Annotated in this window: 25 protein-coding genes and 1 pseudogene; 17 read left to right on the forward strand and 9 right to left on the reverse strand. The window is 70.7% G+C overall.

What is annotated here, in order from left to right:
- Window positions 1–257: 257 nt before the first annotated feature.
- The 4 genes from ACE37J_RS04400 to ACE37J_RS04415 all read right to left on the reverse strand — a co-directional run bounded on the left by ACE37J_RS04400 (window position 258) and on the right by ACE37J_RS04415 (window position 2,843).
- The gene (locus tag ACE37J_RS04400) at window positions 258–1,379 is read right to left on the reverse strand and encodes a DNA cytosine methyltransferase (protein WP_409707619.1); all 1,122 of its coding nucleotides are present in this window, start codon (window positions 1,377–1,379) and stop codon (window positions 258–260) included.
- Window positions 1,376–1,912, reverse strand: coding sequence for an adenine phosphoribosyltransferase (locus ACE37J_RS04405; RefSeq protein ID WP_409707622.1), 537 nt, complete (start codon window positions 1,910–1,912; stop codon window positions 1,376–1,378). The genes ACE37J_RS04400 and ACE37J_RS04405 overlap by 4 nt, the downstream gene beginning before the upstream one ends.
- Window positions 1,913–1,973: 61 nt before the next feature.
- Entirely contained in the window at window positions 1,974–2,561 is a 588-nt protein-coding gene (locus ACE37J_RS04410; RefSeq protein ID WP_409707625.1) for a hypothetical protein, read from the reverse strand.
- A gap of 87 nt (window positions 2,562–2,648) precedes the next feature.
- The gene (locus ACE37J_RS04415; RefSeq protein ID WP_409707628.1) at window positions 2,649–2,843 is read right to left on the reverse strand and encodes a DUF1674 domain-containing protein; all 195 of its coding nucleotides are present in this window, start codon (window positions 2,841–2,843) and stop codon (window positions 2,649–2,651) included.
- Window positions 2,844–2,882: 39 nt separating this feature from the next.
- On the opposite strand from ACE37J_RS04415, the gene htpX reads away from it, so the two are divergent.
- The 4 genes from htpX (at window position 2,883) to purH (ending at window position 8,429) form a co-directional block, all read left to right on the forward strand.
- Window positions 2,883–3,773, forward strand: a complete 891-nt coding sequence (gene htpX / locus ACE37J_RS04420; protein ID WP_409707631.1) for a zinc metalloprotease HtpX — start codon at window positions 2,883–2,885, stop codon at window positions 3,771–3,773.
- The gene (locus ACE37J_RS04425; RefSeq protein WP_409707634.1) at window positions 3,764–5,077 is read left to right on the forward strand and encodes an RsmB/NOP family class I SAM-dependent RNA methyltransferase; all 1,314 of its coding nucleotides are present in this window, start codon (window positions 3,764–3,766) and stop codon (window positions 5,075–5,077) included. Before htpX ends, ACE37J_RS04425 begins: the two co-directional genes overlap by 10 nt.
- A gap of 74 nt (window positions 5,078–5,151) precedes the next feature.
- Window positions 5,152–6,834 (forward strand): heparinase II/III family protein, encoded by a 1,683-nt coding sequence (locus ACE37J_RS04430; protein WP_409707637.1) that lies wholly within the window; start codon window positions 5,152–5,154, stop codon window positions 6,832–6,834.
- 14 nt (window positions 6,835–6,848) lie between these two features.
- The gene (gene purH / locus ACE37J_RS04435) at window positions 6,849–8,429 is read left to right on the forward strand and encodes a bifunctional phosphoribosylaminoimidazolecarboxamide formyltransferase/IMP cyclohydrolase (protein WP_409707640.1); all 1,581 of its coding nucleotides are present in this window, start codon (window positions 6,849–6,851) and stop codon (window positions 8,427–8,429) included.
- Between the two features lie 334 nt (window positions 8,430–8,763).
- Here purH and ACE37J_RS04440 read toward each other — a convergent pair whose 3' ends face one another.
- Genes ACE37J_RS04440 through ACE37J_RS04450 form a run of 3 tightly spaced genes read right to left on the reverse strand, consistent with a single transcriptional unit; the run spans window position 8,764 to window position 10,995 of the window.
- On the reverse strand, window positions 8,764–10,092 hold the full coding sequence (locus ACE37J_RS04440) for an MATE family efflux transporter (protein ID WP_409707643.1): 1,329 nt from the start codon (window positions 10,090–10,092) through the stop codon (window positions 8,764–8,766).
- Window positions 10,085–10,555 (reverse strand): PaaI family thioesterase, encoded by a 471-nt coding sequence (locus ACE37J_RS04445; protein ID WP_409707646.1) that lies wholly within the window; start codon window positions 10,553–10,555, stop codon window positions 10,085–10,087. The genes ACE37J_RS04440 and ACE37J_RS04445 overlap by 8 nt, the downstream gene beginning before the upstream one ends.
- Window positions 10,552–10,995, reverse strand: a complete 444-nt coding sequence (locus ACE37J_RS04450; protein ID WP_409707649.1) for a PaaI family thioesterase — start codon at window positions 10,993–10,995, stop codon at window positions 10,552–10,554. Before ACE37J_RS04450 ends, ACE37J_RS04445 begins: the two co-directional genes overlap by 4 nt.
- Window positions 10,996–11,092: 97 nt before the next feature.
- Between ACE37J_RS04450 and ACE37J_RS04455 the strand changes: the two genes are divergently transcribed.
- The 10 genes and pseudogenes from ACE37J_RS04455 to ACE37J_RS04500 all read left to right on the forward strand — a co-directional run.
- Window positions 11,093–11,491 carry a MerR family transcriptional regulator gene (locus tag ACE37J_RS04455; protein WP_409707652.1) on the forward strand — a complete coding sequence of 133 codons (399 nt, stop codon included), beginning with the start codon at window positions 11,093–11,095 and terminating at the stop codon, window positions 11,489–11,491.
- 61 nt (window positions 11,492–11,552) lie between these two features.
- The gene (locus ACE37J_RS04460) at window positions 11,553–13,343 is read left to right on the forward strand and encodes an acyl-CoA dehydrogenase C-terminal domain-containing protein (RefSeq protein ID WP_409707655.1); all 1,791 of its coding nucleotides are present in this window, start codon (window positions 11,553–11,555) and stop codon (window positions 13,341–13,343) included.
- 89 nt (window positions 13,344–13,432) lie between these two features.
- Window positions 13,433–14,587: an acyl-CoA dehydrogenase family protein gene (locus tag ACE37J_RS04465; RefSeq protein ID WP_409707658.1), complete on the forward strand. Its 1,155-nt coding sequence runs from the start codon at window positions 13,433–13,435 to the stop codon at window positions 14,585–14,587.
- A 105-nt stretch (window positions 14,588–14,692) separates the two neighbouring features.
- The gene (locus ACE37J_RS04470; protein WP_409707661.1) at window positions 14,693–15,322 is read left to right on the forward strand and encodes a glutathione S-transferase family protein; all 630 of its coding nucleotides are present in this window, start codon (window positions 14,693–14,695) and stop codon (window positions 15,320–15,322) included.
- A gap of 17 nt (window positions 15,323–15,339) precedes the next feature.
- Window positions 15,340–16,551 (forward strand): acetyl-CoA C-acetyltransferase, encoded by a 1,212-nt coding sequence (locus tag ACE37J_RS04475; protein ID WP_409707664.1) that lies wholly within the window; start codon window positions 15,340–15,342, stop codon window positions 16,549–16,551.
- Between the two features lie 7 nt (window positions 16,552–16,558).
- Window positions 16,559–18,769 carry a 3-hydroxyacyl-CoA dehydrogenase NAD-binding domain-containing protein gene (locus tag ACE37J_RS04480; RefSeq protein WP_409707667.1) on the forward strand — a complete coding sequence of 737 codons (2,211 nt, stop codon included), beginning with the start codon at window positions 16,559–16,561 and terminating at the stop codon, window positions 18,767–18,769.
- Window positions 18,770–18,855: 86 nt separating this feature from the next.
- Window positions 18,856–19,446, forward strand: a complete 591-nt coding sequence (locus ACE37J_RS04485) for a methyltransferase domain-containing protein (protein WP_409707670.1) — start codon at window positions 18,856–18,858, stop codon at window positions 19,444–19,446.
- Between the two features lie 37 nt (window positions 19,447–19,483).
- Window positions 19,484–20,002, forward strand: a complete 519-nt coding sequence (locus tag ACE37J_RS04490; RefSeq protein WP_409707673.1) for a thiamine pyrophosphate-binding protein — start codon at window positions 19,484–19,486, stop codon at window positions 20,000–20,002.
- Window positions 19,996–20,580, forward strand: a complete 585-nt coding sequence (locus ACE37J_RS04495) for a thiamine pyrophosphate-dependent enzyme (RefSeq protein ID WP_409707676.1) — start codon at window positions 19,996–19,998, stop codon at window positions 20,578–20,580. The genes ACE37J_RS04490 and ACE37J_RS04495 overlap by 7 nt, the downstream gene beginning before the upstream one ends.
- 21 nt (window positions 20,581–20,601) lie before the next feature.
- Window positions 20,602–21,504 (forward strand): annotated as a pseudogene (locus tag ACE37J_RS04500) (NAD(P)-dependent oxidoreductase); the annotation flags it as partial.
- Window positions 21,505–21,697: 193 nt separating this feature from the next.
- Here the strand turns inward: ACE37J_RS04500 and ACE37J_RS04505 are convergent.
- Window positions 21,698–22,564, reverse strand: coding sequence for an SDR family oxidoreductase (locus ACE37J_RS04505; RefSeq protein WP_409707679.1), 867 nt, complete (start codon window positions 22,562–22,564; stop codon window positions 21,698–21,700).
- 116 nt (window positions 22,565–22,680) lie between these two features.
- Between ACE37J_RS04505 and ACE37J_RS04510 the strand changes: the two genes are divergently transcribed.
- From ACE37J_RS04510 to ACE37J_RS04520, 3 genes are all read left to right on the forward strand, one after another.
- Window positions 22,681–23,331, forward strand: a complete 651-nt coding sequence (locus ACE37J_RS04510) for a flavin reductase family protein (RefSeq protein WP_409707682.1) — start codon at window positions 22,681–22,683, stop codon at window positions 23,329–23,331.
- A gap of 68 nt (window positions 23,332–23,399) precedes the next feature.
- Window positions 23,400–24,704, forward strand: a complete 1,305-nt coding sequence (locus ACE37J_RS04515; RefSeq protein WP_409707685.1) for an NAD(P)/FAD-dependent oxidoreductase — start codon at window positions 23,400–23,402, stop codon at window positions 24,702–24,704.
- Window positions 24,701–25,927 (forward strand): multidrug effflux MFS transporter, encoded by a 1,227-nt coding sequence (locus tag ACE37J_RS04520; protein WP_409707688.1) that lies wholly within the window; start codon window positions 24,701–24,703, stop codon window positions 25,925–25,927. The genes ACE37J_RS04515 and ACE37J_RS04520 overlap by 4 nt, the downstream gene beginning before the upstream one ends.
- Here ACE37J_RS04520 and ACE37J_RS04525 read toward each other — a convergent pair.
- The gene (locus ACE37J_RS04525) at window positions 25,915–26,334 is read right to left on the reverse strand and encodes an EVE domain-containing protein (protein WP_409707691.1); all 420 of its coding nucleotides are present in this window, start codon (window positions 26,332–26,334) and stop codon (window positions 25,915–25,917) included. The genes ACE37J_RS04520 and ACE37J_RS04525 overlap by 13 nt on opposite strands.
- Between the last annotated feature and the right edge of the window lie 32 nt (window positions 26,335–26,366).

Below are 26,366 nucleotides of genomic sequence, written 5' to 3' on the forward strand. Positions count from 1 at the left end.
AGCCGGATCAGCAAGCTGTCTGCAATACGTTTGTAATACGCTTGTAATACGTTTGTAATACACGCCGACCCTGAAATAAGCCTTTCAGGACAGCACCTTGCGGCGTTACCCCCTGATTTCGGACCGAAAACCCCCGAAACGCGACCGCGCGTTGCGCGAATCGACCGGCGCTTGCGGCGCCCGAAATCCCTCGCCGGCGGCGGATCATGCGTCGAAGGTCGGTCCCTGCGCCCTGGGCGCGCAACGGGGCCTGGCGCTCAGGCCGCGCGGGCCGGGGCGAGGCCGAGCGCCGGCTCGAAGAGATGCGCGGCGAGCCAGCGCACCACGGGCGGCGCCACCCCGTCCCCCGCCAGATGCAGCGCGGCGTTGAGCCGGGCGGGGAGGATGTAGTCGTCGGGGAGCCCCATCAGCCGCGCCGCCTCCCGCGCCGTCATCAGCCGGGCGCGGACGCGCGCCCCCTCGACCTCGATCAGGAACTGGCGGGAGGAGCCGCCGCCCGGCGTGCGGAGGCAGCCCGCCAGCCCGTCGAACCGCACTTCCGCCCGCTGCGCCTTGCCCCCGCCCGCCACGGGCCGCGTCCGGCGGAAGACGCAGCCATGGACCATCCGCCCCGCCCCCTGCGCCGCCTCCACCACCGCGCGATGCCTCGGCGCCATGAGGGAGAGGAGCCGCGCCGTCTCCGCCTCCGGCAGCCAGCCCTCCGCGCCCTCCTCCACGACCGCGGAAAGCGTCAGGTTCCGCCGCGGCGGCTCGGGGAGCCGGAGCAGGAGATGCGCGGCGCGCAAGGCGTCCGGCAGGGCCGCGACCGCGCGCAGCAGCGCCGGCGGATGGAACGCCCCCGGCTCCGCCGCGACCGGGAGCGGCACGCCCTCCCGCGCCCCGATCACGAAGAGCCGCGGGCGCGATTGCGGCAGGAACGCCGCCGCGTCGATCACCAGCGCCCCGGCGCGGTAGCCGTTCGCGGCGAAGGCGTCGAGGATCGCGGCGAAATCCGCGCCCCCCCGCGCCGTCAGCGCCCCGGCGACGTTCTCGACCGCGACGAGCGCCGGCGCCCGCCCCTCCGCCGCGAGCCCCGCCAGCAGCCGCCAGAAGGCGAAATACGTCCCCGACCGCGCCCCGCCGAGCCCCTTCCCCGCCCCGGCGAGCGAGAGGTCCTGGCAGGGGAAAGATCCCCAGGCGAGCGCCGCCCGCCCCGGAATCTCCGCGGGGACAAGCGCCGTCACGTCGCCGAGGCGGAACGCCTCCGCGCCCCAGTTCCCGGCATAGGAGGCGGCCTTCTTCGCGTCGATGTCATTGGCGAAGAGGCACTCCCAGCCCGGCCCGAGCCCGGCGCGGGCCATGCCCCCGCCGGCGAAGAATTCGAGGAATCCGGGCTTCATGCCCCCTCGAATTCCGTGAGCGCATGGACGGAAAGCCCCATCCCCTCCAGCCGCTTCCGCCCGCCGAGATCGGGCAGGTCGATCACGAAGGCGCAGCCCACCACCTCGCCGCCCAGCCGCTCGATCAGCCGAACCCCCGCCGCCGCCGTGCCGCCCGTGGCGAGAAGGTCGTCGACCAGCAGCACCTGCTCGCCGGGCTGGATGGCGTCGTCATGCACCTCCATCACCGCCTGGCCGTATTCGAGCGTGTATTCCTCCGCGATGGTGCGGAAGGGCAGCTTCCCCTTCTTGCGGATCGGCGTGAAGCCGACGGAAAGCTGGTGCGCCGCCGCCCCGCCGAGGATGAAGCCCCGCGCCTCCAGCCCCGCCACCCGGTCGATCCGCCGCCCGGCGAACGGGTGGATGAGGAGGTCGACCGCCATGCGGAAGCCGCGCGGATCGGCGAAGAGCGTCGTCACGTCCCGGAAAAGGACGCCCTCATGCGGAAAATCGGGGATGGTGCGGATATAGTCCCGGATAGACGTCTGGCTCATGGCTCCCCCGCTTTGCGCAAGGGCCACGATCCGGCGTCAGGCGCGCGCCGTCAACCGCCTCTCAGGCGGGCCGGCGCCGCAGAAGAAGCCCGCCGACGCCGAGCGCGCCGAGGAGGAGCGGCAGGGTGGCCGGAAGCGGAATCACCCCGTCGGGGTTGCCGGGCCCGGGCGAGCCGGGCGTCGTGTTGCCGCCCATGAACGTGAAGAACTCGCCCTCGAACACGAGGTCGCCCGCGTCGTCGATATCCGGCTCGCCGCCGAAGGCGAAGGCGAAGGTGGAAAGCGCGTCTCCGTCGAACTCGTAGTTGAAGTCGAGGATCGAGAAGAGCGGCGCGCCAGGCCCGCCGAAATCCTCGACCTCGAGTTCGAGGCTCGCATCGGCGTCCGCCTCGGTGAAGGTCCGGCCGGAAAGAACGAACGAGATCGAGACTGCGGAGCCCGGGATGAACCCTGCGCCCGGCGATGCGAGGTTTTCGATGAACGCGGAATCGTCGAAGGAAAGCGTCCCCTCGATCGTCGCTTCGGGCAGGCTCTCGAACGCCGGCAGCACAGCGGAGAAGTCGAAGGACGCAGCCTGAGACGAAAGGGCCGACGCCCCCGCAAGGGCGGCGCCGGCGCAAGCGCCGCGCAGAAGGCGAGTGAGGTTCATGGAATGCCCCGCAGCATGTACACCGCCGGCCACACACCCGGCACCTAAACACTATTCGCCGCTTTTCCGAAAAGTCAATCGACTCGCTCAGAAGTCGGAGACGACCCCGTCCTTCTCCCAGTCGCCATAGCGCGTGGGCTCCGGCCCGTCCCGCCCGCCGAGCTCCTTCGGCAGGATCAGCGGAGCCTCCGCCTTCCGCCGCGCCTCCGCCTCCGCGAGCGCGCGTGCGGCCGCTTCCGCTATGCGCGCTTCGGCTCCTTTCGCCGGGCCTCCGTCAGGCATATATCCCTCCGCGATCTGTCCTCCTCGGGGATATAGCGGATGAACTACGCAAAGACAGCCTTGCTGCTGGCGGCGATGACCGCGCTCTTCCTCACCGCGGGGTATCTCCTCGGCGGCGCGGGCGGCGCGTTGATCGCGCTTCTCGTCGCGCTCGGCATGAACGGCTGGGCCTGGTGGAACTCCGACAGGATGGCGCTCCGGATGCACAATGCGGAGCCCGTCACGCCCGCCGGCGCGCCGGAACTCTACGAGATGACGGAGCGGCTGGCGGCGAATGCCGGCCTGCCCATGCCGGCGCTCTACATCATCCATTCCGACCAGCCGAACGCCTTCGCCACCGGGCGGGACCCGGACAACGCGGCGGTCGCGGCGACGACCGGGCTGATCCGCCTCCTGACCAAGCCGGAGTTGGAGGGCGTCATCGCGCACGAACTGGCGCATATCCGCAACCGCGACACCCTCATAATGACCATCGCGGCGAGCATCGCGGGCGCCGTCGGCTTCCTCGCGCAATTCGCGCTCTTCTTCCGGAACGACCGCGGGCCGATGGGCGCCGTCGGCGCGATCCTCGTGATGATCCTCGCGCCCCTCGCGGCGACGGTGGTGCAGATGACGATCTCCCGCACCCGCGAATACGCGGCGGACCGGGCGGGGGCGGAGATCTGCGGCGACCCGCTCGCCCTCGCCGGCGCGCTCAGGAAGATCGCGGGCTTCGCCGGGCGGATCGAGATGCCCTCCGCCGAGCGGAACCCGGCCTCCGCCCATCTCTTCATCATGAACCCGCTGACCGGGCGGGGGGCGGACAAGCTCTTCTCCACCCATCCGAACCCGGAAAACCGCATCGCCGCGCTGGAGGAGATGGCGGGGCGGAGCCTGATCGAGCGGCGCAGCCGCGTCCCCCGCCGCCCCGGCTCGACCCCGTGGGCGTGACCCGCCCGGCGAAGGCCCCCGCCTCCGGCTCCTCCGCCCCCGGCCAGCCCGCCCGCGCCGCCGCGCTCGCCCTCATCCGCCGCGCGCTGGAGGAAGGCGCGCCGCTCGAAGACGCGGCGCTGCCCGCAGGCCTCGCGGGGCCCGAACGCGCCCGCGCGCTGACCCTGGCGCGGGAGACCTTGCGCTGGGTGGGCCCGGTGGACGCCGTGCTGGCGAGCCTCGCGGAGCGGCGGCCGCCGGAGGGGGCGCTCGCCATCCTCCGCCTCGCCGGAACCGAGCTTCTCGCCCTCGGGGAGGCGCCCCATGCGGCGGTGGACGCCGCCGTGCGCCTCGCCAAGGCCGAAGGGGAGACGGCGCGGCTTTCCGGCTTCGTCAACGCCGTCCTCCGCCGCACGGCGGCGGAGGGGCCGGAGATCTGGTCCGCGCTCGACCTGCCCCGCCTCGCGACGCCGGACCCGCTCTGGCGCGCGCTCCGCGCGGACTGGGGCCGCGACGGCGCCCGCGCCATCGCCGCCGCGCATCTCCGCCCCGCCCCGCTCGATCTCACGCCGCGCGACGGAAACCCGGAGGCCCTCGCCGCAAGGCTCGGCGGGGAGGCGCTGCCCGGCGGCTCCGTCCGGCTCGAACGGCCGGGGCGGATCACCGAACTCCCGGGCTATGCGGAGGGCGAATGGTGGGCGCAGGACGCCGCCGCCGCCATCCCAGCCCGTCTGGCGGGGAAGGGCGAGGGGCGCCGCGCGCTCGACCTATGCGCCGCGCCCGGCGGCAAGTCGATGCAGCTCGCCGCCGCCGGCTGGCGCGTCACCGCGCTCGACGCCTCGGAGCCGCGGACGGAGCGGCTGAGGGAGAACCTCGCCCGCACCGGCCTCGCGGCGGAGATCGTCGTCGCCGACGCGCTCGACTGGAAGGCGGAGCCCTTCGACCTCGTCCTCCTCGACGCGCCCTGCACCGCCACCGGCACGATCCGCCGCCATCCCGAGCTGCCGCATATCCGCGCCGACCTCGGCGTGGCGGAGGCGGCGGCGCTCCAGTCCCGCCTGCTGGAGGCGGCCTTCGCGCTGACCCGCCCCGGCGGCCTCCTGATCTACGCGACCTGCTCCCTCATCCGCGCCGAAGGGGAGGCGCAGGCGAACGCCTTCCTCCGCGCGCATGAGGATGCGGCGCGCGAAGCCGTGACGGCGGAAGAGGCGGGGGACGCCGCATTCATCACCCGCGCCGGCGACTTCCGCGCCCGGCCCGATTTCTGGCCGGAGCGCGGCGGGATGGACGGATTCTTCGCCGCCCGGTTGCGCCGCCGCGCCTGATGCGCGTGACAGCGGCGCGGCGGCGGCGTAGACTCCGCCCGACAAGCCGCAGAAGCGGCGCATCGAGCGGCGACATGACGGGAACAACCTCCCCCTCGCGGGCGGATCGGATGCACGCCTTCCTGGCGCGCTTCGGCCGCGCGCCCACCGCCATCGTCACCGCGCCCGAACCGCTCTGGACGGGGGACGGGGCGGAGGCGCGGCGCCTCGCCTCCGGCTTACTCCGCTTCGCCGGCGCGCTCGTCGAGGCGCCGGGCAAGAGCCCCTGGGATGTCGAGCCGCCGACCGCCGCCTGGTCCGAGGCGCTGCACGGCTTCGACTGGCTGGACGATTTCGCCGCCGCCGACCCAGAGACGCGAAGCGCGCTGCGGCTCTGGCTCTTCGACTGGATCGGGCGCTGCGGCGGCGGCGCGGGGCCGGGCTGGCGGCCGGACCTGACGGGGCGGCGCCTCAGCCGCTGGATCGCCCATGCGCCCCTGATCCTCTCCGGCGCCGGCCCCGCCCGCTCCCGCGCCTTCTTCCGCGCGCTCGGGCGGCAGACGCGCTTTCTCGCCCGCCGCTGGCGCGCCGCGCCCGCCGGCCTTCCCCGCTTCCGCGCCGCCGCCGGCCTCGTCCATGCCGGGCTCGCGCTCGAAGGCGCGGAGGGAAAGACCCTCGCGCTCGGCGCCGCCGCGCTGGGGCGGGAGGCCGCGCGCTCCGTCTGGCAGGATGGCGGCATCGCGGCGCGGAACCCTGAGGCGCTGGCGGAGATCTTCGCGATCCTCGTCTGGGCGGCGCGAAGCCTCGAGGAGGCGGGGCGCGCCCCGGCCCCGGAGCACGCCGCCGCGCTGCCGCGCCTCGCCGCCGCGCTCCGCGCGCTCCGGCTGGGGGACGGGCGGCTCGCCCGCTTCCACGGCGGCGGCGGGGGGGACCCGGAACGGATCGACCGGGCGCTTTCCGCCTCCGGAATCCGCCCCGCCGCCCCGGTGCGGGAGACGATGGGCTTCCACCGCCTCGGCTCCGCCCGCACGACGATCCTCTTCGACGCCGCCGCGGCGGGGGAGAGCGCGGCGGCCCATGCCAGCCTGTTCTGCTTCGAGATGTCGGTCGGCCGCCGCCCGCTCGTCGTCAATTGCGGCCCCGGCGCCCGGTTCGGGGAGGAATGGCGCCGCGCCGCCCGCGCCACCGCCGCGCATAGCGGCCTCTCCGTGGACGAGACCTCCTCCGCCCGCCTCTCCGGCGCCGCCGGGCGGCTCACCCGCCCCGGCCATGTGAGCGCGGTGCGGGAGGAGGACGAGAGCGGCGTCTGGCTCGTCGCGGAGCATGACGGATGGCTCGGGAGCCACGGCCTCGTCCATCACCGCCGCCTCTGGCTTTCCGCGGACGGGACGGATTTCCGCGGGGAGGACCGGGTGGACGCCACGGGCCCCGGCCCGCGCGAGATTTTCGACGTCGCCGCCGGCCAGGAAGGCCGCGGCAGCGTGCCCTTCACCATCCGCTTCCACCTCCATCCGGAGGCGGAGGCGGGCCTCTTCCTCGCCGGCTCCGCCGCCCGGCTCCGGCTCGGGCCCGAGATCTGGGTCATGCGCGCCTCCGGCGGCGCGCTCTCGATCGAGGAGAGCGTCTGGCTGGATGAAGCGCGGGCAGCCCCGCGCGCGACGAAACAGGTGGTGGTCAGGGCCGCGGCGAAGGATTACAGGGGCGCCGTGAAATGGACGTTCCGCCGCGCGGAGGGCGAAGGCCCGGAGGCGCGGGCCGCCGCCGAAGCCGACGCCTGAACCGGGAGAGCCCCATGCAAGACGCCCCCGCGCCGATCCGGCGCGCGCTCATCTCCGTCTCCGACAAGACCGGGCTCGAAGCCCTCGGCGCAGCCCTCGCCGCGCGGGGCGTGGAGCTTGTCTCCACCGGCGGCACGGCGAAGGCGCTGCGCGCCGCCGGCCTCGCCGTGCGCGACGTGAGCGAGATCACCGGCTTTCCCGAGATGATGGACGGGCGGGTGAAGACGCTGCACCCGATGGTGCATGGCGGCCTCCTCGCCCTCCGCGGCAACAAGGAGCATGAGGCGGCGATGGCGGCGCACGGCATCGCGCCGATCGACCTCCTCGTCGTCAACCTCTACCCGTTCGAGGCGGTCCGCGCCGCCGGCGCCGGCTATGACGAGAGCGTGGAGAACATCGACATCGGCGGCCCGGCGATGATCCGCGCGGCTGCGAAAAACCACGCCCATGTCACCGTCATCGTCGACGCCGAGGATTATGGCGCGCTTCTGTCGGAGATCGACGCAGGCGGCCCCTCCGCCGCCTTCCGCCGCCGCATGGCCGCCGCCGCCTATGCCCGCACCGCCGCCTACGATTCCGCCGTCTCCGGCTGGCTGAGCGCCGAGGCGGGGGAGGAAGCGCCGCGCCGCCGCGCCTTCGCCGGAACGCTCCGGCAGGTCATGCGCTATGGCGAGAACCCGCACCAGGGCGCGGCCTTCTATGTGAGCGGCGAGGCGCGGGAAGGCGTCGCCACCGCGCGGCAGGTTCAGGGCAAGGAACTGTCCTACAACAACATCAACGACACCGACGCCGCCTTCGAGCTCGTCGCGGAGTTCCCGCCCGCGGAGGGGCCGGCCTGCGTCATCGTCAAGCACGCCAATCCCTGCGGCGTCGCCCGCGGCGGAACGCTGGCGGAGGCATACGCCCGCGCCCATGATTGCGACCGGACCTCGGCCTTCGGCGGCATCGTCGCGCTGAACCGGCCGCTCGATGCGGAGACGGCGCGGCTGATCGCGGAGATCTTCACAGAGGTGGTGATCGCCCCGGGCGCGAGCCCGGAGGCGGAGGCCGTCTTCGCCGCGAAGAAGAACCTCCGCCTCCTCCTCACCGCCGGCCTGCCCGACCCGGCCGCGCCCGGCCTCGCCTTCCGGCAGGTCGCCGGCGGCTTCCTCGTGCAGGATCGGGACGCGGGATCGCCCGCCGCGATGAAGGTCGTCACGAAGCGCGCCCCGACGGCGGCGGAGATGGCGGACCTCCTCTTCGCCCGCATCGTGGCGAAGCATGTGAAGTCCAACGCCATCGTCTATGCCAAGAACGGCGCAACGGTCGGCGTCGGCGCGGGCCAGATGAGCCGGGTGGATTCCACCCGCATCGCCGCCCGGAAAGGGGAGGACATGGCCGCGGTTCTCGGGCTCCCCGCAAGCCCGGTGAAGGGCGCCGTCGTCGCATCGGACGCCTTCTTCCCCTTCGCGGACGGCGTTCTGACCGCCGCGGAGGCGGGGGCGACGGCGCTGATCCAGCCCGGCGGCTCGGTGCGGGACGAGGAGGTGATCGCGGCGGCGGACGCGGCGGGCCTCGCGATGGTCTTCACCGGGATGCGGCATTTCCGGCACTGAGGGCGGGGCGGGCGCAGGGCGTCGGTCACCGGCCCGCTTGGCTATCCAAGACCGGCTTTGCGATCTGCATATGACGATTTTGGATGAATTTCTTCCATGCGGCGCGCCGCGCGAGTTTGGCGGATTGCTGAAAGAAGCGCCCGGCAGATCAGACCCGCGGCTGATCTGCCCGCGGCCGCCGCCCCCCGGCGGGCGCGTCGCCGCGCCCACCGCGGCGTGCACGGTCAGATCTTCGACCGACGCGACGGCCTCGGCGGCTCCCACTGGAGAGCCGCCGAGGCCGGCGCTCTGCATCCGGCGCGCGCCTTGACCGACCGGAAAGGCGGCGCCCCTGTCACGGCCCCGCGGCGGCTTCCAGCGCCGGATAGCGCCGCCAGAGCGTCACGCCCCGCAATCCGAAATAGGCGAGCAGCGCGCACCACAGCCCCGGCGCTCCGAAAACGGGCGCGACCGTGAAGAGGAGCGCCAGATAGAGCGCCGTGCTCACGATCATCGCGTTCCGCATGTCCCGCGTCCGCGTCGCGCCGATGAAGATGCCGTCCAGCATGAAGGCCGGCGCGGCGATCACGGGCGCCATCGCCGCGAAGGGCAGCAGCGCGCCCGCCGCCGACCGCACCGGCTCCGCATTCGTCATCAGCGCGACGATCGCCGGCCCCGCCGCCAGGAAGATCAGCGAGAGAAGCCCCGCCGCCGCCATCGCCCACAGAGAGGCCAGCACCGCCGCCCGCCGGAGCGCGGCCCGGTTCCGCCCGCCCATCGCCTTGCCGACCAGCGCCTCCGCCGCGAACGCGAAGCCGTCCAGCGCGTGGGAGGCGAGGAGGATGAACTGCATCAGCACCTGATTGGCGGCCAGCGTCACATCCCCCGAAGCCGCCGAGCGGAAGACGAAGGCGGCGACGCCGATCTCCAGCAGGATCGAGCGGATCAGGATATCCCCGTTCACCGCCGCCATGCGCCGGAGCCGCGCGCCGTCCAGCACCAGCGCCCTGTCCCGCCACGCCGCCCCCCGAAAAGCCTCGCGGCAGAGCCAGAGGCCGAGGAACGCGCCGGACCATTCCGCGATCACCGTCGCAACCGCGACCCCTTCCACCCCCCAGCCGAGGCCGAGGACGAACCAGAGGTCGAGGAGGATGTTGACCCCGTTGACGACGAACTGGAGGAGCAGAACCGCCCGCGTCCGCTCCGCCGCGATCAGCCAGCCGGTGATCGCATAGGCGGCGATGGCCGCCGGCGCGCCCCAGATGCGGATCTCCATATAGGACCGCGCGAGCCCCTCCACTTCCTCCGAGGCCGGGGAGACGGCGAAGCCTGCGGCGAAGAGCGGCCCCTGCAGGAGGATGAGCCCAAGCCCCGCCGCGCCCGCAACGAGGAGCCCGCGGACGAGAAGCGCGACGACCTCCCGCGCCTCCCCGGCGCCGAGCGCCTGCGCCGCCAGCCCCGCCGTGCCCATGCGCAGGAACCCGAAGGCCCAGTAGAAGAAGGTCAGGATCACCGCCCCGAGCCCGACCGCGCCGATCGGCGCCGCCTCCCCGAGCTGCCCGACGACCCCGGTATCCACCGCGCCGAGGAGCGGCGTCGTCAGGTTGGCGAGGACGATGGGCGCCGCGATCCGGAGCACGCGCGGCGAGGTCAGCGCGCCGGCGCCCGGCGCCGTCTCAGCCATCCGGCATCAGGAAATGCCCGTGCGCCGCGGCGATGGGCCGGCCCCGCGCATCCTGCCAGGCCTCGATCCGCACGTTTGAGACGCGCCGCCCCGCCTTCAGCACCGTCGCCCGCGCGAACACGTCCCGCGGGCGGCCCGAACGGAGATAGTCGATGGTCAGGTCGATGGTCTTCGGCAGGCGCGGCCCCGCTTCGCCCGTCGCCTCCCCCGCCTCCATCCGCCGCCAGAGATCGTCCCAGGCGAGTTGCATCAGCGCCGTGATCTCCAGCAGCGCGCCCGTCACCCCGCCATGAAGCGCCGGGATCGCCGGGTTGCCGATCAGATGGTCCGAATAGGCGAGCCTCCCGGTCAGTTCGTCCCCCATCCGCGTGAAGCCGACGCCGATGAAGCGGTGATAGGGCGAGGTCAGCGTGAGCCGCTCCAGCGCCGCGTCGCGGCGCGCCTCCTCCTCGGGCTCGCTCATTCCGTCCATCCGAGCTTCGTGATCATGAACGCCCCCGTCGCGCTCGCCACCGGGTCCTCCTCCGCCTCGTCCCAGGCGATTCCTCGGCAGAAGGCGACGGAGCGCGTGAGCCGGTAGCATTCGCAGGTGGCGCGGATCGGATGTCCCGGCTTCGAGGGGCGCATGTAGTCGATCCGGAGGTCGAGCGTCGCGACGCCCGCCTTGCCGGAAAGCTTCATCACCGCCGCGAGCCCGCATCCCGTGTCGAGGATCGTGGTGACGACGCCGCCATGAATGACCCCCGTCGCCGGGTCGCCGATCAGCCGCTCGTCATAGGGAACGGCCGCGACGAGCCGCCCGTCCGCCAGCGTCTCCAGCGTCATGCCGAGCGCGCTGGCGTGCGGGAAGAGCTCGAACGGGCTCCGCGCGCGCCGCTTCGGCGTCTCCTTCGCTTCCGCCATCGGGGATTTCCGCCTCGCAGGAATGTAATCTTGACGTTTACGTCAACGTAATATACATGGGATGGCAGAGAGACGCAATCACCGGGACCCGAGCGCCATGAGCGATCCCACCTATTCGATCGGCGAGCTGTGCGCCGAATTCGACGTCACCCCGCGAACGTTGCGGTTTTATGAACAGCGCGAGCTTCTGACTCCGATTCGTGACGGCCAGCGCCGGATCTTCACCCAGAGGGACCGGGCGCGGCTGAAGCTCATCCTCCGCGGGAAGCGGTTCGGCTTCTCGCTCGAATCGATCCGCCAGTGGCTGAACCTCTACGATCTCGGAGACGGCGGCGTCACGCAGATGACGACCTGGGTCGAGAACGCGAAGTCCCAGATGGGCGCGCTCCGCGACCAGAGGGACGAGCTGGAGGACGCGATGGCGGAGCTTCAGGTCCTGATCGACGAGGCCGAGTCGGAGCTCTCGCGCCGCGCGGCGAAGCGCGCCGCCGAATGAACCCCGCGCGGCCCGCCGGCCGCGCCCCAGAACAGACGACCTTCCACCGGAGAGCCCGACGATGCCGAGCTACACGCCGCCGACCGAAGACCATCTCTTCATCCTGCACGAAGTCCTGAAGGTTCAGGACAATCAGGAAATCGAGGGCTATGCCGACCTGACGCCCGATCTCACCGGCCCCGTGCTCGAGGAGGCCGGCAAGCTCGGCGCCGAGGTGCTCGCCCCGCTCAACACGGTAGGGGACGGCGGCTGCACGCTGGAGAACGGAATCGTCCGCACGCCCGAAGGCTTCAAGGCCGCCTTCGACATGCTGCGGGACGGCGGCTGGACCTCGCTCGCCTGCGACCCGGATTTCGGCGGGCAGGGGCTTCCCGGCATCCTCCACGCGGCGGCGGGCGAGTATCATTCCTCGGCCAACATGGCCTTCATGATGTTCTCCGGCCTCACCCTCGGCGCCTACCGCACGATCCACGCCTACGGGACGGAGGAGCAGAAGGCGACCTATCTCGAAAAGATGGCGACCTGCCAGTGGACCGGCACGATGAACCTGACGGAGCCGCATTGCGGCACCGATCTCGGGATGCTGCGCACGAAGGCCGTCCCGCAGGGCGACGGCTCCTACAAGCTCTCGGGGCAGAAGATCTTCATCTCCTCCGGCGAGCACGACATGGCGGAGAACATCGTCCACCTCGTCCTCGCGCGGACGCCGGACGCGCCGGCGGGCGTGAAGGGCATCTCGCTCTTCATCGCGCCGAAATTCCTGCCGAAGGAAGACGGGACGCCGGGCGCCCGCAACGCCCTCTCCTGCGGCAAGCTGGAGGAGAAGATGGGCATCCACGGCAACCCGACCTGCGTCATGAACTATGACGAGGCGACGGGCTGGCTCCTCGGGGAGGAGAATCGCGGCCTCGCCGCCATGTTCACGATGATGAATCACGCCCGGCTCGACGTGGCGGGCCAGGGCCTCTTCCAGGCCGCCGCGGCCTATCAGGTCGCCGCTACTTACGCGAAGGACCGGCTCCAGGGCCGCGCCGTCACCGGCGTCGTCGCGCCGGAGAAGGCGGCCGACCCGCTGATCGTCCACCCCGACGTCCGCCGCCTCCTCCTCGACCAGAAGAGCTTCGTGGAGGGCGCGCGCGCCGCGCTGCTGATCGCGGCCGAGCTGAACGACGCCTCCCATCGCCACGCCGACGCCGCCAAGCGGAAGGAGGCGGACGACATGCTCTCCCTCCTCACGCCCGTCCTGAAAGGCTTCTGCACCGACAAGGGCTTCGACATGACGGTGCAGGCCCAGCAGGTCTTCGGCGGGCACGGCTATATCCGCGAATGGGGCATGGAGCAGTTCGTGCGCGACGCGCGGATCGCCATGATCTACGAGGGCGCGAACGGCGTGCAGGCGCTCGATCTCGTGGGCCGGAAGCTCGCGGCCAACGGCGGCAAGACGCTGATGGGCTTCTTCGAGGCGATCAAGGGCTTCAACAAGGCCAACGCGGGCGACGAGGAGCTGGCGAAGGACTTCCTCGATCCGCTGAAGGCCGCGTCGAAGGACATGCAGGAAGCCGCGATGTATTTCATGGCCGAGGGCATGAAGAACCCGAACAACGCGCTCTCCGGCTCCTCCGACTTCCTGCATCTCTTCGGCCATGTCCTGCTGGGCTGGGCCTGGGCGCGCATGGCCGTCGCTGCGCGGGCCGGGCTCGCCTCGGGCGAGGGCAACGCCGAATTCTACCGGAACAAGCTCCGCACCGGGCGCTACTACATGAGCCGGATGCTGCCGGAGACGGGCCTCCGCCTCGCCCGCATCCGCACCGGCGCCGCGCCGGTGATGGACCTGCCGGCGGAGGCGTTCTAAGCCTCCCGCCAGATCGAGTTCCCCGCCCCTCGCGGGGCGGGCCCATCAAGGGCGCCGGCAAGGCGCCCATCCGCCCGGGAGAGCGCCAGATGAAGTTCGAGAACCTGAAATCCGACTGGATGAACGAAGAGCATGTGATGTTCGAGGACATGGCCTCGAAATTCATCGCCAACGAGTTCGTCCCCCAAGCCGAGCGCTGGCGCCATGAAGGCATCATGGACCGCGACAGCTGGAACAAGGCCGGCGAGGCCGGCATGCTCTGCGCCTCGATCCCCGAGGAATACGGCGGGGCGGGCGGCGATTTCGGGCACGAGGCGATCCTCTCCCTCGTTCAGAACCACCAGAACCTCGCCTCCTGGGGCCAGTCGATCCATTCCGGCATCGTCGCGCACTACATCCTCCATTGCGGCACCGAGGAACAGAAGCTCCGCTGGCTTCCGAAGATGGCGACAGGCGAGATCGTCGGCGCCCTCGCGATGACGGAGCCCTCCGGCGGCTCCGACGTGCAGCGCATCCGCACCAAGGCGATCCGGGACGGCAACGTCTATCGCCTTTCCGGGCAGAAGACGTTCATCACCTGCGGCCAGCACGCCAACCTCATCCTTGTCGCCTGCAAGACGGACCCGACGCAGGGCGCGAAGGGGGTCTCCCTGCTTGCGGTGGAGACGGAGGGGGCGGAGGGCTTCCGCCGCGGGCGCAATCTCGACAAGGTGGGCCTGAAGGCCGCCGACACGTCCGAGCTCTTCTTCGACGAGGTCCCGGTCCCGCCCGAGAACGTGCTGGGCGGGGAGGAGAACCGCGGCTTCTACCAGATGATGCAGCAGCTCCCGCAGGAGCGGCTCCTGATCGCCTGCGGCGCCGTCGGCGCGATGGAGGGCGCGGTACGCCGGACCATCGAATACTGCAAGGAGCGCAAGGCCTTCGGCCAGTCGATCATCGATTTCCAGAACACCAAGTTCAAGCTGGCCGAGGTGAAGACGGAGACGGTCGTCGCCCGCTCCTTCCTCGACAACTGCATCGCCGCGCATCTCCGCGGCGAGCTGACGGTCGAGACGGCGGCGATGGCGAAATACTGGACGACCGATCTCCAGAATCGCGTCATCGACGAATGCGTCCAGCTTCATGGCGGCTACGGCTACATGATGGAATACGCCGTCGCCGAGATGTGGACGGATGCGCGCGTGCAGCGGATCTACGGCGGCACGAACGAGATCATGAAGGACCTGATCTCGCGGAAACTCTGACCGAAGGCGCCCGGCCCCGGCCCTGAGCCGGGGCCCCGAAGCTCGGCGCGCAACGGATCGAGGCCCCGGATCACGTCCGGAGCCGGAAACAACCGGGGAAGAACCATGACCATCCGCCTCCACTGCTTCGGCGAAAGCGGCAACGCCTACAAGGCGGCGCTGCCGCTCTCCCTCTCCGGCCTCGCCTGGGAGCCGGTCTTCGTCGATTTCTTCGGCGGGGAGACGCGGACGCCCGAATACCGCGCGACCGTCAACATCATGGGCGAGGCCCCGGTGATGGTGGATGGCGACGTGAAGCTCACCCAGTCCGGCGTCATTCAGGACTACGTTTCCGAAAAGTCAGGAAAGTTCGGCGGGCGCGACGCGGCGGAGCGGCGCGAGGTGCTGCGCTGGGTGCTGTTCGACAACCACAAGCTCTCCTCCGCCGCCGGCATGACCCGGTTCCTGATGAACTTCCTGCCGGAGGACAAGCGCCCGGCCGAGGTGATCGGCTTCATGCAGGGCCGGCTCAAGGCCGCCTATGGCGTCCTCGACGCCGCGCTGGCGGGGCGGGACTGGCTGGTGGGCGACGGCCCGACCAACGCCGATTTCTCCTGCTGCGGCTATCTCTTCTACCCCGAACCCTTCGGCTTCTCCCGCGCCGACTGGCCGAACATCGACGCCTGGCTCTCGCGCATCGAGGCGCTGCCGGGCTGGAAGCATCCCTATGACCTGATGCCGCGGAAAGCGGCCTGACCTTTCAAGGAGCCCCCATGACCGAGGCTTACATCTATGACGCCGTGCGCTCCCCGCGCGGCAAGGGCAAGGCGGACGGGAGCCTTCACGAAGTCACCTCCGTCCGCATGGCCGCCAACGCGCTGAACGAGCTGAAGGCGCGCAACCATCTCGACGAGTCGATGGTGGAGGACGTGATCCTCGGCTGCGTCACCGGCGTCGGGGAGCAGGGCGCCTGCCTCGCCCGCTCCGCAGTGCTCTATGCGGGGTGGGACCAGTCGGTCCCCGGCCTCCACATCAACCGTTTCTGCGCCTCCGGCATGGAGGCGGTGAACCTCGCCGCCAACCAGGTGCGCGGCGGGGCGGGCGATCTCTATGTCGCCGGGGGCGTCGAGATGATGTCCCGCGTGCCGATGGGCTCGGACGGCGGCGCGCTCGCCATCGACCCCTATCTCGCCATGGGCTCCTATTTCGCGCCGCAGGGCATCTCGGCCGACCTCATCGCCACGAAATACGGCTTCAGCCGCGACGATGTGGACGCCTACGCCGTCGAGAGCCAGAAGCGCGCGGCGCAGGCCTGGGCCGAGGGCCGCTTCGCGAAATCCGTCTTCGCGGTGAAGGACCAGAACGGCCTCACCATCCTCGACCATGACGAGTTCATCCGGCCGGGGACGGACATGCAGTCCCTCGGCGCGCTGAAGGCCTCGTTCAAGGACATGGGCGAGACGATGCCGGGCTTCGACAAGGTGATGCTCCTCCGCTACCCGGAGGTCGAGCGGGTGAATCATGTCCATCACGCCGGCAATTCCTCCGGCATCGTGGACGGGGCGACGGCGGTGCTGATCGGCTCGAAGGAAGCCGGGGAGCGGATGGGCCTGAAGCCCCGCGCCCGCATCCGCGCCACCGCGAAGATCGGCTCCGAACCCGCGATCATGCTCACCGGCCCCGTGCCCGTGACGGAGAAGATCCTCCGCGACGCAGGCATGAAGATCGGGGACATCGACACCTTCGAGGTGAACGAGGCCTTTGCCGCCGTCCCGCTCCTCTTCATGCAGCATTTCGGCGTGGACCATGCGGTGGTGAACCCGAACGGCGGCGCCATCGCGATGGGCCATCCGCTCGGCGCGACGGGCGCGATGATCATCGGCGCCGCGCTCGACGAGATGGAGCGGTCGGACAAGTCCACCGCCCTCGCCACCCTCTGCGTCGCCGGCGGCATGGGCGCCGCGACCATCCTCGAACGCGTGTGAGGCAGCCATGACCATCTTCAACTACAGCGTCGACCCCGAGGGCGTCGCCGTCATCTCCTGGGATCTGCCCGGCGCCTCCATGAACGTGATGACCGAGCAGGGCATCGCGGAAATCGACGCCGCCTTCGACAAGGCGCTTGGCGACCCGGCGGTGAAGGGGATCGTGCTGACCTCCGCGAAGAAGGACTTCGCGGGCGGCATGGACCTCAACATCCTCGGCAAGGCCCGCGCCGCCGCCGAAGCCGCGGGCCGCGCCCCGGCCGAAGCGATCTTCGAAGGGGTGATGCGGATGCACCACCTCCTTCGCAAGATCGAGCTTGCGGGCATGGACCCGAAGACGAAGAAGGGCGGCAAGCCCGTCGCCTGGGCCGCGCCCGGCACCGCCGCCGGCATCGGCCTCGAACTCGGCCTCGCCTGCCACCGCCGCTTCGCCGCGGACAATCCGAAGGCGAAGATCGGGCTGCCCGAGATTCTCGTCGGCATCTTCCCCGGCGCCGGCGGCACGACGCGGCTCGTCCGGATGCTCGGCGTCATGGGCGCCTCGCCCTTCCTCTTCGAGGGGAAGATGATGAGCCCGAAGGCCGCGAAGGCCGCCGGCGCCGTCGACGAGGTGGTTCCGCCCGAGGCGCTCCTCGCCGCCGCCAAGGCCTGGGTCCTGAACGCGACCGATGCGGACATCGTGAAGCCCTGGGACGCGAAGGGCTACAAGATGCCCGGCGGCGCCCCCTACACCCCCGCCGGCTTCCAGACCATGGCGGGCGGCATTGCGATGATCCACGGCCGCACGCAGGGCGTCTATCCCGCCGCGAAGGCGCTGATGAGCGCGATCTACGAGGGCGCGCAGGTCGATTTCGACACCGCGATCCGGATCGAGGCGCGGTGGATGACCAACATCATGCTCAACCCGTCCTCGGCGGCGATGATCCGCTCGCTCTTCCTGAACAAGGAGGCGCTGGAGAAGGGCGCCGTCCGCCCGAAGGACGTGCCGGACATGTCCGTGAAGAAGCTCGGCGTCCTCGGCGCCGGGATGATGGGCGCCGGCATCGCCTATGTCTCCGCCCGCGCGGGGATGGAGGTCGTGCTGATGGACCGGGACCAGGCGGCGGCCGACAAGGGCCTCGCCACGATCACCGGCCTGCTCGATGACGATGTGAAGAAGAAGCGGCTGACGGAGGAGGCGAAGGCCGAAATCCTCGCCCGCCTCACCGCAACGCCGGATTATTCCGCGCTGAAGGGCGCCGATCTCGTCGTCGAGGCGGTGTTCGAGGATCCGGCCATCAAGGCGAACGTGACGAAGCTCGCCGAGGCCGAACTGGCTCCGGATGCGATCTTCGCCACCAACACCTCTACCCTGCCGATCTCCGACCTCGCGAAGGCGAGCCGGAACGCGGAGCGCTTCATCGGCATCCACTTCTTCAGCCCGGTCCACCGCATGATGCTGGTGGAGATCATCAAGGGCGAGAAGACGGGGCCGGAGGCGGTGGCGAAGTCGCTCGACTTCGTGCGCCAGCTCAGGAAGACGCCGATCGTCGTCAACGACGCCCGCTTCTTCTACGCCAACCGCTGCATCATCCCCTATGGCGGCGAAGCCTCCCGCATGGTCGCGGAGGGGATCGAGCCGGCGCTGATCGAGAACGCTGCGAAGCAGCTCGGCTTCCCCGTCGGCCCGCTCCAGCTCGGGGACGAAACCTCCATCGACCTCGCCGAGAAGATCATGCGCGCGACGAAGGAGGCGATGGGCAAGGACTATCCGGAAAATTCCGGGGACGACGTGGTGCAGGCCCTCTTCGACGCCGGCCGCCTCGGCCGGAAGACGAAGGCCGGCTATTTCGACTATGACGAGGCCGGAAAGCGCACCGGCCTCTGGCGCGGCATCCATGACCATTTCCCCCTCGCGGAGGAGCAGCCGGACGTGACGGAGGTGAAGCACCGCCTCATGCTCGCGCAGGTGCTGGAGGCGGTGAAGGCGCTGGAGGAAGGCGTGCTGGAGGATATCCGCGAGGGCGACGTGGGCGCGATCCTCGGCTGGGGCTTCGCGCCCTGGTCCGGCGGCCCCTTCTCCTGGGTGGACATTCTCGGCGCCAGGGAAGTCGTCCGCATCTGCGACGCGCTGGCGCAGAAGCACGGGCCCCGCTTCAACGCGCCGAAGCTCCTGCGCGACATGGGCGAGAAGGGCGAACGGTTCTATGACCGCTTCGCCCCGGCCAAGGCCGCCTGAAACGGCCGGGCGCGCGCGTCGCGCCCTCCCGGCATCCCGAGGGCCGGGCCGGTTGAACCCGGCCCGCGCCCGGCCGATGAAGGCGCATGACAAGCTGGCTGCATGAGGAACGGCTCGAAGCCGTGCTGGAGGCGCTCCGCAGCGCCGGCGCGCGCTCCGTCCTCGATCTCGGCTGCGGGGACGGGGACCTGATCGTCAGGCTCGCCGCTGAACCCTGGGTGGAGCGGCTCGCCGGGATCGACCTTTCCGAACCCGCGCTCGCCCGCCTCCGCGCCCGCCTCGCCGCCGCCGCGGCGGAGGCGGAGATCATGCCGGGCTCGATGCTCGACCCGCCCGCGAGCCTCAAGGGGTTCGACGCCGCGGCGCTGGTCGAGACCATCGAACATCTCGACCCGTCCGATCTAGGGCGGCTGGAGCGGGCGCTCTTCCTCCGCCTCCGGCCCGGGACCATCGTCATCACCACCCCGAACGCGGAGTTCAACGCGCTCCTCGGCGTCCGGCCCGGCGCGATGCGCCGGCCCGACCATCGCTTCGAATGGGGCCGCGCCCGCTTCCGCGCCTGGGCGGAGGGCGCGGCGGGGCGCGCGGGCTACGCCGTCTCCTTCTCCGATGTCGGCGGGCGGCATCCGACGCTCGGCGCCGCCAGCCAGATGGCGCTCTTCCGGCGCGCGGCTTAAGGCGCTAAGCCTGCGGGAATCAAAAGAGGAAACGCCGATGGATGACGGGAGAGCAGGCTGGCCCGAAACGGTCTTCGCCGCGCTGAAGGCGGCCGATGTCCGCCACATGTCCTATGTGCCGGACGCCGGCCACGCCGCGCTCATCACGCGCATGAGCGCCGATCCGGAGATCGCGACCCATGTGCTGACGACGGAGGAGGAGGGCGTGGCCATCGCCGCCGGCGCCTGGCTCGGCGGGGTCCGCAGCGTGATCCTCATGCAGTCGAGCGGCGTCGGCAATTGCGTCAACATGCTCTCGCTCCCGGCGATGACGCGCGCGCCGCTCCTGATGCTGGTGACGATGCGGGGCGAATGGGCGGAGTTCAATCCGTGGCAGGCGCCGATGAGCCGCGCGACGCAGACGGTGCTGGAGGCGATGGGCGTCCGCATCCTCCGCGCCGACGCGCCGGAAGATGCGGCGGAGGCCGTCTCCGCGGCGGCGACGATGGCCTATGAGGCGGACGGGCAGGTGGCCGTCCTCTTCGGCCAGAGACTCCTCGGGAGGAAGACATGGTGAAGGCGATGAACCGGCGCGAGGCGGCCGTCGCGCTTCTGGCCGCGCGGGGCGAGGCGCTCGTCGTCTCCGGCCTCGGCTCGCCCTCCTATGACCTTCATGCGGCGGGGGACGATGCGCGGAACTTCTACCTCTGGGGCGCGATGGGCGGCGCGGCCCTCGTCGGCCTCGGCCTCGCGACGGCGCAGCCGGGCCGCGCGGTGATCGCGCTGACGGGGGACGGGGAGATGCTGATGGGCATGGGCGCGCTCGCGACCATCGGCGTCGCGAAGCCTGCGAACCTCTCCGTCGTCGTGCTCGACAACGGGCATTTCGGGGAGACGGGGATGCAGGCGAGCCATACCGGCCGCGGCGTCGATCTCGCCGCCGCCGCCCTCGCCTGCGGCTTCGCCGAGGCCCGGAACCTGACGGAGATGGAGGAAGTCCGCGCGCTCGCCGGCCCGCTTGCGGCGCCCGCCGCGGGGCCGCGGCTCTTCGTCCTCCGCGTCGCGGCGGAGCCGCTGCCCCGCTCGCTCCCGGCGCGGGACGCGGTGTTTCTCAAGAACCGGTTCCGGGCTTCGCTCGGGCTCGGCGTGAACTGAACAAACAGAAAAAAGGAGAGGGAAATGGAAACGGTCGGATTCATCGGGCTGGGCGCGATGGGGCGCCCGATGGCCTCGAACCTCGCGCGGAAGGGCTTCCGCCTCGTGGTGAACGACATCGACGCGGGCGCGATGGCGGCGCTGGAGGCGCTGCAATGCTCCCCCGCCGCGACCGTGGCCGAGGTCGCGCACCGGTCCGGGATCGTCGTGACCATGCTGCCGAACTCCGCCATCGTCTCGGATGTGGTGACGGCGGCGGAGGGCGTGCTCGCGAATGCGAAGCCCGGCTCCCTCGTCCTCGACATGAGCACGGTGAGCCCGGAGACGACGGACCGCCTCGCCGCGCTCTGCGCCGAGGCGGGGCTCGGCTTCGTCGATGCGCCGGTGGGCCGGCTCGCGGCCCATGCGGAGCGGGGCGAATCGCTCTTCATGGTCGGCGCCTCGGACGCCGATTTCGCGCGTGTGAAGCCGCTGCTGGAGGCGATGGGGACGACGATCCACCATTGCGGCGGGCCGGGCGCCGGCACGCGCACCAAGCTCGTGAACAACTATCTCGCCGTCTCCTCCTGCCAGCTGAATGCGGAGGCGCTCGGCCTCTCGCAGGCGCTGGGCCTCGACCTCGAGACGACGCTGGAGGTGATCCACGGCACCACGGCGACGAACGGCCAGCTCAAGATCAACTGGCCCAACAAGTCCCTGAAGGGGGACCTCGAACCCGGCTTCGCCATCGACCTCGCGCACAAGGACCTGACGCTCATCATGGAGGCCGCGAACGCGGCGAAGGCCCCGATGCCGATGGGCGCCGCCGCGCGCGAAGCCTTCAGCCAGGCCCGCGCCCGCGGCTACGGGCGGAAGGACTTCTCCGCGATGGGTGATGCGCATTGCGAGGCGGCGAACATCGCGAAGCCGCGGCTGAAGGGCTGACGCCGCGCGCCGCTCCGCCGACGGGCGGAGCGCCTCCCTCCCCCCCCGCCGGGGGAGGGATAGACCGGGGGCTCCAGGGCCCCCCCAAATGTTTCAAAGTCGATCACGACTTTTTTCTAATGGAATCAAGGATAATCGGGCGATAACCATGGTTATGCCCCTCGGGAGCCGTCGCGGAGGGCGGATTTTCCCCCTACCGCGCCTGCCGGTCCTTCGCGTTCGTCGCCTCGATCGCCTCGCGCGCCGCCTTCCATTCCTCATCGCCCCAGTGGCGAAGCTCGTAGAAATTCCCGCCCGTCGCCAGCGCCTGCGCCCCGTCCATCGCAATCACCTCGCCCGAAAGCCAGCCGCAGCGGCCCGAGAGGAGGAAGGCGGCGAGGTCGCCGAGCTCCTCCATCGTGCCCACGCGCCCCATCGGGTTGGCGGCGACGGTGCGCGCCCCCGGCTCCTCGCCGGGGTTCAGCCGCTTCGACATGCCCGGCGTCGGAATCTCCCCCGGCGCGACGGCGTTGAGCCGGATGCCGTGGCGGCCCCATTCCGCGGCGAGGCTCTTCGTCATCGCCGCCACCGCCGCCTTCGACATCGCGGAGGGGACGACGAAGGGCCCGCCATTCCTCACCCAGGTCACGACGATGGAGACGACGTTCCCGCCCGTCCCCGCCGCGATCCAGCGCTTGCCGACCGCATGGGTCACGTAGAACGTCCCGTGCATCACGATGTTCGCCACCGCGTCGAACCCGCGGGGGGAAAGGTCCTCCGTCCGGGCGATGAAGTTCCCCGCAGCGTTGTTGAGAAGGCCGGTGAGCCCGCCCGTGGCGAAGCAATCCTCCACCATCTCCTCCACCGCCTGCGCATTGCGGATGTCGAGCGGATAGAAGTCCACCCGCCCGCCCGCGGCGCCCATCTCCGCCGCCGCCTCCCGGAGCACGCCCTCGCGCCGCCCGCAGATCACGATCTCCGCGCCGAGGCCGAGCATCCGCTCCGCCATCGCGCGCCCGAGGCCTGTGCCCCCGCCCGTGACGAGGATGCGCTGGCCCTTGAAGAGGTCCGGCTGGAACATGGCGTGTCTCCCTTTGCTTTGCCGCGAAGCTGCGGCGGCGAACGGGCGGGGTCAAGCGGGGCTTTGCGCGCGCCGCGCCGCCCCCTAGTCTCGCCGCGGAGACGAAAGGAGCCCCCATGCACTACCGCCCCGGCCTCGACGCGCGGCCCCTGCCCTATGACCCGTTCAAGTCCTGCACCGTGCCGCGCCCGATCGGCTGGCTCTCGACCGTAGATGCGGAGGGCCGGGCGAATCTGGCGCCCTACAGCCAGTGGCAGAACGTCACCTTCGACCCGCCCATGGTCATGTTCGCCGCCAACGTGACGCCGGACGGCCGGCGGAAGGACACGGTCCTGAACGCGGAGGAGACGGGCTGGTTCGTCTGGAACATGGCGACATGGGACCTGCGGGAGGCGGTCAACATCTCCGCCATGGAATTGCCGAAGGGGGAGGACGAGTTCCTGAAGGCCGGCGTCACGAAGGCCCCCTGCATCGACGCGCCCGGCCCGCGCGTGGCCGAGAGCCCCTGCCATTTCGAGGTGAAATGGCTGACGACCACGCGCTTTCCCGGCGGCAAGGCCGGGCCGGTGGACGTCGTCTTCGGCGAGGTCAAGCGCATCCACGTGCGGGACGACGTGGTGACGGCGGAGGGCAGGCTCGACATCCCGAAGATCCGCCCCATCGCCCGGATGGGCTATTACGACTACACCGTGGTGACGGAAACCTTCGAGATGCGCATTCCCGGCGCCTCGGCGGCGGTTGCGGACGGTCTCGAAGGGCGCTCCTGAGCCATGCGGGGGGCGCGGGGCTGGCATGATTTGACCTTGCCGCGCCCGAGGCCACAAAGAGGGAGACCATGAGCAAATCCTACGACGCAATCATCATCGGGGCCGGCGTGATCGGCGCCTGCGTCGCCTACGAAATGGCGAAGGCCGGCTTCCGGACGCTCAGTGTGGAGAAGAACGGCGCGGCGGGCCACGGCTCCACCGCCGGCTCCTGCGCGATCATCCGGCTCTACTACTCCAACGTGGAGAGCTGCGCGCTCGCCTATGAGAACTGGTTCTACTGGAAGGACTGGGAAGGCTATCTCGGCAGCGCCGACCCGCGCGGCATGATCGAATACCGGGACACCGGGACGCTCGTGATGAAGTGCCGGGAGAACGGCCATCTCGCCCGCGCGGCGAAACTGATGGACGCGATCGGCGCCCCCTACGAGCATTGGGAAGCGGCGCGGATCAAGGCGCACTTTCCCTTCTTCGACCTCAGCCATTTCAGCCCGCCTAAACGGCCCGAGCATGACGGCTTCGGCGAGCCGACGGGAGGCGCGCTCGACGGCGCCATCTTCTTCCCCTGCGGCGGCTATGTCACCGACCCTGCCCTCGCGGCGCAGAACGCCGAATTCGCGGCGAAGCGGGCGGGGGCCGAGTTCCTCTACAACGCCGAGGTGACGGCGATCCTCCAGGGGAACGGCCGCGCCGCGGGCGTGCGCCTGAAGGACGGGCGGGAGCTGCGCGCGCCCGTCGTCGTCAATGTCGGCGGGCCGCATTCGGCGAAGATCAACGCCATGGCCGGCGTCTTCGACGAGATGAACATCAAGACCCGCGCGCTCCGCCACGAGGTCGCCCATGTGCCCGGCCCCGCCGGCTTCGACCTGATGAAGGACGGCATGGTCACCTCCGACAGCGACCTCGCGACCTACATGCGGCCCGAGAAGGGGGGCTTCGTCCTCATCGGCTCGGAAGACCCGGAATGCGACGAGCGGGAATGGGTGGACCCGGACGACTGGAGCCGCGACCTCACCGAACAGGCGCGGGTGCAGGCGATGCGGCTCGCGCAGCGCTGGCAGGGCCTGCCGATCCCCAACAAGGTGAAGGGCGTGGTTGAGCTCTACGACGTGACGGCGGACTGGATTCCCGTCTACGACAAGACGGCGCTGCCCGGCTTCTATGTGGCCATCGGCACATCCGGCAACCAGTTCAAGAACGCCCCGGTCGTGGGCAAGATGATGGCGAAGCTCGTCGCCGAATGCGAAGGCGGGCGGGACCATGACGCCGACCCGGTGAGCTTCCGCTTCGAGAATGTGGGGATGGACTGTTCCATCGGCTTCTTCTCCCGCAACCGCGAGATCAACCCGAACTCCACCTTCTCGGTGCTCGGGTGAACCTCGCCGACGCGGGCGCGACCTTCGGGGACCGGCGGACGCCGCCGGTCCTCGTCACGCTCGTCCTCGTCACCTCGATCAGCGTCTTCGCGATGAACGCCTTCATCGCCTCCCTGCCGACCATGGCGGGGGATCTCGCCGTCTCCTACGGATTCATGCAGTTCGCGCTCTCGGGCTATCTCGCCATGACGGCGCTGATGCAGCTCCTGATCGGCCCGCTGTCGGACCGCTACGGGCGCCGCCCCGTGATCCTCGGCGGGCTGGCGATCTTCGTCCTCGCCTCGCTCGGCTGCCTCTGGGCGGAGGACGGGGCGACGTTCATGGCGTTCCGGATGCTCCAGGCCGCCGTCGCCTCCGGCATGGTGCTCGCACGGACCATCGTGCGGGACCTCCTGCCGCCGAACGAGGCGGCCTCGCAGATCGGCTACATGACCGCGGCCATGGCGCTCGTGCCCATGTTCGGGCCGATGTATGGCGGCGCGATGGAGGAGGCGCTGGGCTGGCGCGGCACGTTCTGGACCTATGTCGTCGTCGGCCTCTTCATTCTCGTTCTGGTCTGGACCGACCTCGGGGAGACCAACAAGCATCGCTCCGGTTCGCTTACGGCGCAGTTCCGCGCCTATCCCGATCTCTTCCGCGCGCGGCGCTTCTGGGGCTACGCCGCCACCGCCGCCTTCGCATCCGGCGCCTTCTTTGCTCTGCTCGGGGGCGGGCCCTATGTGGCGCGGACGATCTTCGGAGAAAGCCCGGCGGCGACCGGGCTCTATCTCGGCTTCGTCGCCGTCGGCTACATGACGGGGAACCTCGTCACCGGCCGCATAGCCGCCCGATTCGGGATCGACCGGCTGATGTTCATCGGCTGCCTGATCTCCTCGATGGGGATCGGCGTCGGGCTTCTCGTAAACCTCTTCATCGTTCAGCACCCGCTCGCCGTATTCGGTTTCTGCATCTTCGTCGGCTTCGGCAACGGGCTCACCATGCCGGCCTCGACCACAGGGCTCCTCTCCGTCCGCCCGAGCCTTGCAGGCTCCGCCTCAGGCCTCGGCGGGGCGCTGATGATCGGCGGCGGCGCAGGACTCTCCGCCCTGGCGGGGGCGCTGCTGACGCCGGATAGCGGGGCCGCCCCGCTCCTGGCGTTGATGACCGCCTCGGCGGGCCTTTCCGTCCTCTCCGCGCTCTATGTGATCCGGCGCGCACGGGCGGTGGCGGCTCAGGGGCGGTAACCGCCAAGCTCGCACACCACCTTCCATTCAACCTCCGTCACCGGCTGGACTGAAAGGCGCGTGTTGTTCACGAGGATCATGTCCTTCAGCCGCGGCTCCGCCTTGCACATCTCCAGCGTCACCGGCTTCGGCATCGGCCCGACGGCGCGGACATGGACGCAATCCCAGCGCGGGTCGTCCGTCGTCGAATCGGGCGCGCTGAGGGCGGAGACCTCGACGATGCCGACGACGCGCTTCTCGTCCACCGAGTGATAGAAGAAGCCGAGATCGCCGATCTTCATCGCCCGCATGTTGTTGCGCGCCTGATAATTGCGCACCCCGTTCCACTCCTCGCCCTCGGCTCCCTTGGCGACCTGATCCTCCCAGCTCCAGGCGCCGGGTTCGGATTTGAAGAGCCAGTAGGCCATCGGGCGGTCCTTTCGCATCTGCTTCACCGTCT

It is taken from the genome of Pikeienuella sp. (assembly GCF_046290545.1).
Taxonomy (GTDB): Bacteria; Pseudomonadota; Alphaproteobacteria; order Rhodobacterales; family Rhodobacteraceae; genus Pikeienuella.

Excerpts from the sequence above, each read along its gene's own strand:
- ACE37J_RS04440 (WP_409707643.1), bottom strand. The coding sequence starts at position 10,092 with ATGGCTGAGACGGCGCCGGGCGCCGGCGCGCTGACCTCGCCGCGCGTG.
- ACE37J_RS04485 (WP_409707670.1), top strand. The coding sequence starts at position 18,856 with ATGACAAGCTGGCTGCATGAGGAACGGCTCGAAGCCGTGCTGGAGGCG.
- ACE37J_RS04505 (WP_409707679.1), bottom strand. The coding sequence starts at position 22,564 with ATGTTCCAGCCGGACCTCTTCAAGGGCCAGCGCATCCTCGTCACGGGC.
- ACE37J_RS04445 (WP_409707646.1), bottom strand. The coding sequence starts at position 10,555 with ATGAGCGAGCCCGAGGAGGAGGCGCGCCGCGACGCGGCGCTGGAGCGG.
- ACE37J_RS04465 (WP_409707658.1), top strand. The coding sequence starts at position 13,433 with ATGAAGTTCGAGAACCTGAAATCCGACTGGATGAACGAAGAGCATGTG.
- ACE37J_RS04415 (WP_409707628.1), bottom strand. The coding sequence starts at position 2,843 with ATGCCTGACGGAGGCCCGGCGAAAGGAGCCGAAGCGCGCATAGCGGAA.
- ACE37J_RS04430 (WP_409707637.1), top strand. The coding sequence starts at position 5,152 with ATGACGGGAACAACCTCCCCCTCGCGGGCGGATCGGATGCACGCCTTC.
- ACE37J_RS04515 (WP_409707685.1), top strand. The coding sequence starts at position 23,400 with ATGAGCAAATCCTACGACGCAATCATCATCGGGGCCGGCGTGATCGGC.
- htpX (WP_409707631.1), top strand. The coding sequence starts at position 2,883 with ATGAACTACGCAAAGACAGCCTTGCTGCTGGCGGCGATGACCGCGCTC.
- ACE37J_RS04525 (WP_409707691.1), bottom strand. The coding sequence starts at position 26,334 with ATGGCCTACTGGCTCTTCAAATCCGAACCCGGCGCCTGGAGCTGGGAG.
- ACE37J_RS04460 (WP_409707655.1), top strand. The coding sequence starts at position 11,553 with ATGCCGAGCTACACGCCGCCGACCGAAGACCATCTCTTCATCCTGCAC.
- ACE37J_RS04405 (WP_409707622.1), bottom strand. The coding sequence starts at position 1,912 with ATGAGCCAGACGTCTATCCGGGACTATATCCGCACCATCCCCGATTTT.
- ACE37J_RS04470 (WP_409707661.1), top strand. The coding sequence starts at position 14,693 with ATGACCATCCGCCTCCACTGCTTCGGCGAAAGCGGCAACGCCTACAAG.
- ACE37J_RS04450 (WP_409707649.1), bottom strand. The coding sequence starts at position 10,995 with ATGGCGGAAGCGAAGGAGACGCCGAAGCGGCGCGCGCGGAGCCCGTTC.
- ACE37J_RS04475 (WP_409707664.1), top strand. The coding sequence starts at position 15,340 with ATGACCGAGGCTTACATCTATGACGCCGTGCGCTCCCCGCGCGGCAAG.
- purH (WP_409707640.1), top strand. The coding sequence starts at position 6,849 with ATGCAAGACGCCCCCGCGCCGATCCGGCGCGCGCTCATCTCCGTCTCC.
- ACE37J_RS04455 (WP_409707652.1), top strand. The coding sequence starts at position 11,093 with ATGAGCGATCCCACCTATTCGATCGGCGAGCTGTGCGCCGAATTCGAC.
- ACE37J_RS04400 (WP_409707619.1), bottom strand. The coding sequence starts at position 1,379 with ATGAAGCCCGGATTCCTCGAATTCTTCGCCGGCGGGGGCATGGCCCGC.
- ACE37J_RS04410 (WP_409707625.1), bottom strand. The coding sequence starts at position 2,561 with ATGAACCTCACTCGCCTTCTGCGCGGCGCTTGCGCCGGCGCCGCCCTT.
- ACE37J_RS04490 (WP_409707673.1), top strand. The coding sequence starts at position 19,484 with ATGGATGACGGGAGAGCAGGCTGGCCCGAAACGGTCTTCGCCGCGCTG.
- ACE37J_RS04495 (WP_409707676.1), top strand. The coding sequence starts at position 19,996 with ATGGTGAAGGCGATGAACCGGCGCGAGGCGGCCGTCGCGCTTCTGGCC.
- ACE37J_RS04480 (WP_409707667.1), top strand. The coding sequence starts at position 16,559 with ATGACCATCTTCAACTACAGCGTCGACCCCGAGGGCGTCGCCGTCATC.
- ACE37J_RS04510 (WP_409707682.1), top strand. The coding sequence starts at position 22,681 with ATGCACTACCGCCCCGGCCTCGACGCGCGGCCCCTGCCCTATGACCCG.